This is a genomic window from Pseudoflavonifractor sp. 60 (genome assembly GCF_009911645.1).
In the GTDB taxonomy this organism is placed as follows: Bacteria; Bacillota; Clostridia; order Oscillospirales; family Oscillospiraceae; genus Lawsonibacter.
This window is the reverse complement of the sequence record NZ_QWKI01000137.1, coordinates 1-6,894: the sequence shown is the minus strand read 5'-3', so window position 1 is coordinate 6,894 and position 6,894 is coordinate 1. Positions and strand designations below refer to the sequence as shown.

Genomic DNA, 6,894 nt, shown 5'->3' with positions numbered 1-6,894 from the left:
CGCTTGCCCCCTTTGGCAAAGGGGGCCCCTGAGCGAAGCGAGGGCGGGGGATTGTCTTAGGACGACTGCTTCTATTTTAGGTTTCAAGTCGAAGTAATGCTTGCAAATCAATCCCCACCCGCTTCGCGGGCCCCTTTTCAAAGGGGCCTGGCCGCCTACGGGCGGGACGGGGGATGGACCCTGGGAGCGCCATCTTCTACCACAAATTTCCAGACAAAGCAGTGCCAGCCAGTCAATCCCCGCCCCTCATTACGAGTTCTGCCGCAGCAGCTGTTCCAAATCGTTCTCCAGGTAGACGGAGGCGGACAGGTTGGGGTCATAGTGCAGGCAGGTACCCTTATCGGGGCACAGGGGGAGAATGACCGCCTCGGGCAGGCGGGACAGGGTGAGGTTGCGGCCATAGAGGGTACGGTACTCCTGCTCCAGGGCCCGCATCAGGTCCAGGGCGCACTCCAGGCAGGTACGGGACAGGTTGACCACCGCCTCCCGGCTGCACTCATTCTGATAGGTGGGGGCGGCGTAGGGCAGGATATGGTTGATACCAGGCAGCAGACCGGGAACGGGAGAGGTGCGCCGCCGGACGGTATTGCCGCCGATAAAGGGATACATGGTGGACTCCACGAACCAGTGGTTGAGCCGGGGGAGGAAATAGACCGAATCCACAGGCTGTTCCAGGGTATTCATCAAATCCTTGCCGTAGCCCGACAGCACCCCCACCAGCACCACCTGAACGGGGACTCCCTCCTGCTTGAGGATGGGGCCCAGCACCTTGAACCGGAAGCCGGGGTGCATCAAATCGTCCACCAGGATCACCGGGCGGTTGAAGGATTTCAGGGTCCTCACCTGACTGGGGATGGGGGCGTAGTAGGGGAAGGCCTCCAGGGTGCTCTCCTTCAAGTCGGGGGAGTACACCTTGTCGGTATGGAGGGTCTTGGTGACGGTGTTGGGGACAATGCGGCTGCGGAGCATCTTGCCAAAGGGGACGCACATACTCTTGCCCAGGACCCGGGGGCTGGTGGGCTCGGCGGGGACGTTGTTGTACTCGGTGATCTTCTTCAGCAGCCGGTGGTGGATAACGTCGGAAGACAGGGTGAGAACCAGGGATCCAGGGAACAGGCCCGCCAGCGCCAGCTGGACCCGCTCATGGCCCCGGCGGACGGCGGCCAGGACCCGGGGATTGCGGTTCAGGGGCTCCTGGACGGCGGTGGACAGGTTTTGAATGAGGACGGTGGGGGCCCGCATATCCACCTCCCGGATGGGGGCGTCTCCTTCCCGGGCGGTGAAGCCCATACGGGCCAGCAGGGCGTCCATGGAGGGCTCCAGCTGGCCGCTGCGGGTGCGGCACACGCAGTAGACGCACTCCTGCTCCAGGGCCCAGGCGATGAGCTCACACAGCAGCAGGTGGCCCAGGTCCTTGCGCTGGGCGGTGGAGTAGTCGGTGCCCAGGGCGGTGATAAGCAGCACGTTGCCCGCGGAGCGCAGGCGGATCCGGTCGGCCAGCTCATTGTCCTCCAGAGCCTCGAAGAGCTGGGAGGCGGTGAGCAGCCGGTAGCACACAAAGCCCAGAGGGACGGCGTCGGAGGTGGCAGTCAGGATCAGCATCCGGTCCCCCTTGCTCCGGGCGGCGGTGAGGCCCCCGGCCCGCTCCGGCCAGATGGCGGCCAGGGTCCTGAACAGCCCATCGTCCACCTCCTCGACCCAGCGGAAATCCAGCTCCCCGAATCCCAGCATGGGCTTGTCCTGGCCGTCCCGGAGGTAGAGGCCATTTTGATAGATAAAGTCCTGAATCACCGGGTCGATAAAGTTGGAGATATCCCGGTTCAGGTCCACGTTCTCCCGAATGCGGGTTGAGCTGATATCCTCCAGGTGGGGGGGCAGCTGGAGGCGGATCACGTCCCCGGTAATGGACAGGTGTTCAGGCAGCTCCTGTTCCCCCGCCCGGTGGAAAATCACATGGTTCATCTGGTGGATGGACCAGGGCTGGGCCGGGGCCCGGTAGGAGGAGGCGTTGACCACCACGTCGCTCCCCGCCACAATGTACACCTTCTGGTCGGGGAACAGCTCCACCAGCCGCTTCAGGTCGGCGGGGTTGGCGATGTTCACCGGGATATCGTCGGGGAACAGGTGGACATGGAAGTCCCCGGCAATGGACAGATTGACGATCTGCCGGCGGATCAGGTGGGGCTGGGCCTTTTTGGACCAGGAGAACTCGTCCACCGCCAGATACACCTCAAAGCCCAGGTCCCGGATGGCGTGGACAATGCCCTTGTGGGACAGGGTGAAGGGGTCGAAGGTGCCGGGGAAGAAGGCAATTTTCTTGGGTCGCTCAAAGGCGAAGGGGCCGTGGTCCAGCCGACGCAGGGAGATGAACCGGTTGATATGGGCCAGCGCAGAGGCCCGGTAGAACAGGGTCAGGCCGTCCTGACGGGGGGTCTCCCGCATGAGGAAGAGCAGCTTGCGGTAGCACAGGGCAAACAGGCGGGCTTTCTCCTCATCGTCCAGAGCGGAGCTCTCAAACAGGTGCTTGCCGATGACCAGAAGGGCCTCCTGGCGCACCTCCTCCCGGTAGTGGGCCAGCCCCTGGAGCAGCAGACCCAGCAGCTCCCGGCGGCGGTGCTCGTAGACCTCGGGCTTTTCAGGGAAGCGGTCCTTGTAGGCGGGGTAGTGCTGGAGGAGGACGGCGATGGTATTCAGCGCCCCAGCCACGGCGGAGTCGTTGGGGGAGCCCAGCAGACCCTTGAGCCACAGCACCTGCTCGTCCAGCTCGCTGGGGTGGAGGTAGAGGGCGGCCTCCCCCAGATACTGGGGGATGTATTTGGAGATCTCATACTGGCCCATCTCCAGCCCCTTGCCCAGCTCCACCACCACCTCGTTGCGCTGGTCCCGGCGCAGCAGGGACAGCGTGTGGACCAGAGCGGAGCCGGCAGCGTGGCGGACTCCCACCCGCTCAGACACCTTTACCAGGTTGGAGAAGTGGGTTGCAATATGGAGGATGTGGCTCTTCATGCCGTGCTCCACCTGGTCCCGAAGCAGCTCCACGCCGGCCACCTTCACGACCCAGGGGGTCGCGATTTTCAGGTTGTCCAGGAAGACCTCGCTGGTAATATCGCTCTGATACAGGGTGTCCTCCAGGGCGGACACGTCCCAGCCCGCCCGGCGGAGAATGCGGCACTTGAGGAATACAGTGGTCAGCTGGCCCGAGGGGGTATTCTGGGCGATCTGGGCGATGCGGGCCATCTGGGGGCTGCTGCGGGGGATGTTGCGCACCGTCTCCCGGAGGAACTGGAGGGCGGCGGTGACCAGCTTGGGGTCGTCGGAGGCGGTGAAGTGGGCGGCGAAGTCCACCAGCATCTCCCGGGTCCTCTCGTCGTAGTACTTGGGGGGCAGGTGGTGGGCGGTGTCCAGCAGGGTAAAGGCGGTATCGGCGTCGGTGTGCTCCGGGTCCTGGTAGTAGCGCAGCAGGGCGTCCAGGAAGCGGGACACGTCCCCGAGGCGGGCGTGGAGGAGCATGGCCTCCACCATCAGCTTCAGGCAGTAGCCGATGTGGGCCCGCTGCTGGGGAGTCGTCTTGTGGTCGGGGAAGATGATCATGTCCAGGTACTGGTTCCACAGGGTAAAGGGGACCTCCTCCGCCGGGTCGTTCTGGGCGTCGGCGGGCACCTCCTTCCGGTAGACCAGGTGGAATTTGGCGATGATCTGGCCGATGAGAGCGCCGGCCTGACGGCGGATGTCACCCTCCCGGTGGACCAGCAGCTCATAGAGGAAGGACAGGGCCTGAGTCTTCTGGCGCACCGACAGATAGGTGAAGTACTCCTCAAAGATGTTGAGGTAGGCCCGCAGCTGCTGCCAGCTCTTGGCGGAGCGGGCCGACTCGATGATGTTGCCGAACTTTTGCTCGTTGGACAGCATGTGCATCAGCTTCAGGCTGTGCTCCACCGACAGGAGGATCAGGCCGTCCAGCGTCTCATCGGGACCCATGAGGGCGGGGTCCTTGGGGGGAGCGGGGGTCTGCCCCTCGCCGGTGAGGCCCACATCGACCCCCAGGCGGCGCATATAGTCCTCAAAGTCGTGGAGCTTGCCATAGACCAGCTCATACCGGCGGCGCTTCTTCCGGTCCACGTTGTCCAGCTTGGACAGAATGACCTGGAAGGACTCCTCCAGGGGATAGAGCACCACGATCTCCTCCCCGTTGGGGCCCCGCTCCGACTTGGAACGGAAGTCGGCGTAGATGAGCAGAAGGGACTCCACCGACAGAGACTCCAGCTCCAGGTCCCAGGTGGAGTGGTTGGAGGCAATGTGGCTGATGTCGTCCATTTTCCGGGCCAGCAGCCACTGGTCGGTGTAGTAGTAGTGGAGGTAGGGGACCCGCTCCCCGGGGCGGCAGCCGAACTTGCCCAGGTCGTGGGCGGCGGCGGCGGCGGAGATGAGGGCCAGGTCCACGTCCACTCCCGCCTCGGCCAGCCCCCGGGCGCAGGTCATGGCCACGTGGTGGACGCCGGTGATGTGGCTCAGGGTCCGGAAGGGGGTGTACTCCATGCCCAGGCGCATGAGGGGGTAGATGAACTCGTTGTGCCAGGCCTCCCGGAAGCGGCGGTACTCCTTGCCCTTGTCGCACTTGGAATACTCCTCCTCGCTGAGAAAGTCGAAGTTCCAGAAGGGGTCCAGAGGCAGAGAGGCCCGTTCCTGGTACAGCAGCACCTGGAGGACGGTGAGGTAGAACAGAGCGCCCCCTCCGCAGCGGGGCGCCTCCGGAGCAAAGCCGTTGTCCGGGAACATGATGCGGCAGATGTACTGGTAGCAGAAGGGCCCCCACCCCTTCTCCGGCGGCTGGGGACACAGCTTGTCCAGCATGGGGCTGCACAGCTCCAGCACCCGGGCGCAGGTGATGCGCTCCCTGATGGGGAACAGGTCGGACAGCCCCCGGTTCCACCCCTCCGACTTCATCAGCTCCTGCACAGCCCGGCGGCCGACCACCGGACCGATCAATTTGCGGGCGTTGAGGGCGTCATAGATATCGCGGTTCAATTGGCGGGTCATTTTATACATACGGCCACCTCATTCTCCAACCCCGCTGGGCCGGGGCGGTAAATTTTCTCATGGTAATTGTAACACAATCGGTCCGCTTTGGAAAGAGGAAAGCGGCGGATATTTTAATTTATATAATTGTTATTGACAATCTATATTGAATATGGTATTATAAGTAATGTAAGGTAACTACCTTCAATGATATAATTTTTTAAGGAGGGCCTATCTAAAATGAGACACAAAATTATTGCACCTTTTGCATTTATTGTTATGGCATTGTCTGTTTTGATAACTTGCTCTGCGGCTGGTGCAACACAGGAAGAGGAAAAATTTTCTCGCAAATCTCTTTCGGAACAAATGGATGAAATTAACGATAATTTATACGAATTATCTGACAATCCCGCCTTTGGTGGCTTCTACTACGAAGGAGATACCCTGATTGTCAACGTAGTTGAGGGACAGCCTATCGCTTACCACCAAACTCCATCTTTTTTTTCAACATATCCGGATGTAGAAGTTCATTATCGTACAGTGAAATATTCACTTGATTTTTTGGAATCTGTCAAGGACGCTCTTGTCCCTCAAATGAGCTCTTTGGGGATATCTGTTTTGGATGCAAACGAAGCAACCAATCAAGTGGATATTTATCTCAGCCATACTGGCGAGCAAGTCCAATCTACTATCATACAATTGATAGACAATTCTTTTGGGATCTCCGATTTTCTGAATTTTATTGACTATAGCAACCTATCCATCCGAAATAATATTGGGGATGTATCAGACGAACCATCCAACATAGATACCAATTCGGTGGCTCTATCAATTGGATTATTTTCCCATGGGGATAAAATTATAATAAATAATCATAGCTATACTCTTGGTCCAGCCAGTTCTCCCTCCATAGCATATACAGCAGGGCATGATTATTCTTTACAGCCAGCAGTTTATGATTACACAGATTCTACTAAGCAAATTGGTACGATTGCTACCAGTAAATTTGGTGGCAGTGATGGAGATTGGGGCAGGATTCAAGCTGTATCTGGCTGTTCTTTCTATCCACGATCTTCATTTAAAACTGCCGCAATGGGGCAAACGGTTTATATGCATGGTGGTAAATCAGGTTGGACAATTGGAACTGTAAAGGGCACTGATCAAACTGTTATGATAAATGCTGCATTGAAACCCCTTACTGGTATGTTTTCTGCAAACTACCTAAGTGCAAATGGCGACAGTGGAGCGGGAATTTTTTCTTCTACCAGTAACATCGACCCAAATGTTGCATACGGTGTCCATAGTTCCTCAACCTATTACATAGAGACAGGTGCATGGGCTGGAACAAGCTATTTCACTCCTTCCAATAAGTTGTCATAACTTTTATTTGTAAAATGAGCCAGGCAAACAATATTGTCTGGCTCATTTTTTATCTTCTCGGTAAACGCCTTTTTAGGAACCGTCCCACCACGGCTCCAGCAGCAAAATATTGCCGCACAGGCAAAGCCACACCAGCTGGATAATCAGAGAGGCCAGCACCAAGGACAGTAGGACGATCCAGGTCCGCATAGCCCGTCTGGGACTCCTGCGAAGCGGTGGGGATTGATCTGCTGGCACTGCTTCTACTTGAAATCTAAAAATAGAAGCAGTCGTCCAAAGACAATCCCCCGCCCTCGCTTGCCGCCGGAAGTCCATTTTTGCTTGCTGGGGTAGCACCCCAGACCCTTTGAACAGCCCCTTCTGGAGCTGGCTATGCGTTCGGGAACCGAACGCTTCTATCCCACGTCATGAGCATTTTTACTTAGAAGCTGTATTCATAAGCGTTTGAGCAGCGTGTGGAAATGAGAAATTATGACCATAGCCTCAGCAGAGGAAACG

General features: G+C 58.4%; 2 protein-coding genes. One reads left to right on the top strand and one right to left on the bottom strand.

All coding sequences use genetic code 11. The annotated features are described in order from the left end of the window. Positions 1–249: 249 nt before the first annotated feature. Positions 250–5,046, bottom strand: a complete 4,797-nt coding sequence (locus D1646_RS15285; RefSeq protein WP_160637301.1) for a cytidyltransferase-related domain protein — start codon at positions 5,044–5,046, stop codon at positions 250–252. A gap of 210 nt (positions 5,047–5,256) precedes the next feature. Between D1646_RS15285 and D1646_RS15280 the strand changes: the two genes are divergently transcribed. Beyond that, the gene (locus D1646_RS15280) at positions 5,257–6,396 is read left to right on the top strand and encodes a S1 family peptidase (protein WP_160637300.1); all 1,140 of its coding nucleotides are present in this window, start codon (positions 5,257–5,259) and stop codon (positions 6,394–6,396) included. The last annotated feature ends 498 nt before the right edge of the window (positions 6,397–6,894 follow it).

Excerpts from the sequence above, each read along its gene's own strand:
- D1646_RS15285 (WP_160637301.1), bottom strand. The coding sequence starts at position 5,046 with ATGTATAAAATGACCCGCCAATTGAACCGCGATATCTATGACGCCCTC.
- D1646_RS15280 (WP_160637300.1), top strand. The coding sequence starts at position 5,257 with ATGAGACACAAAATTATTGCACCTTTTGCATTTATTGTTATGGCATTG.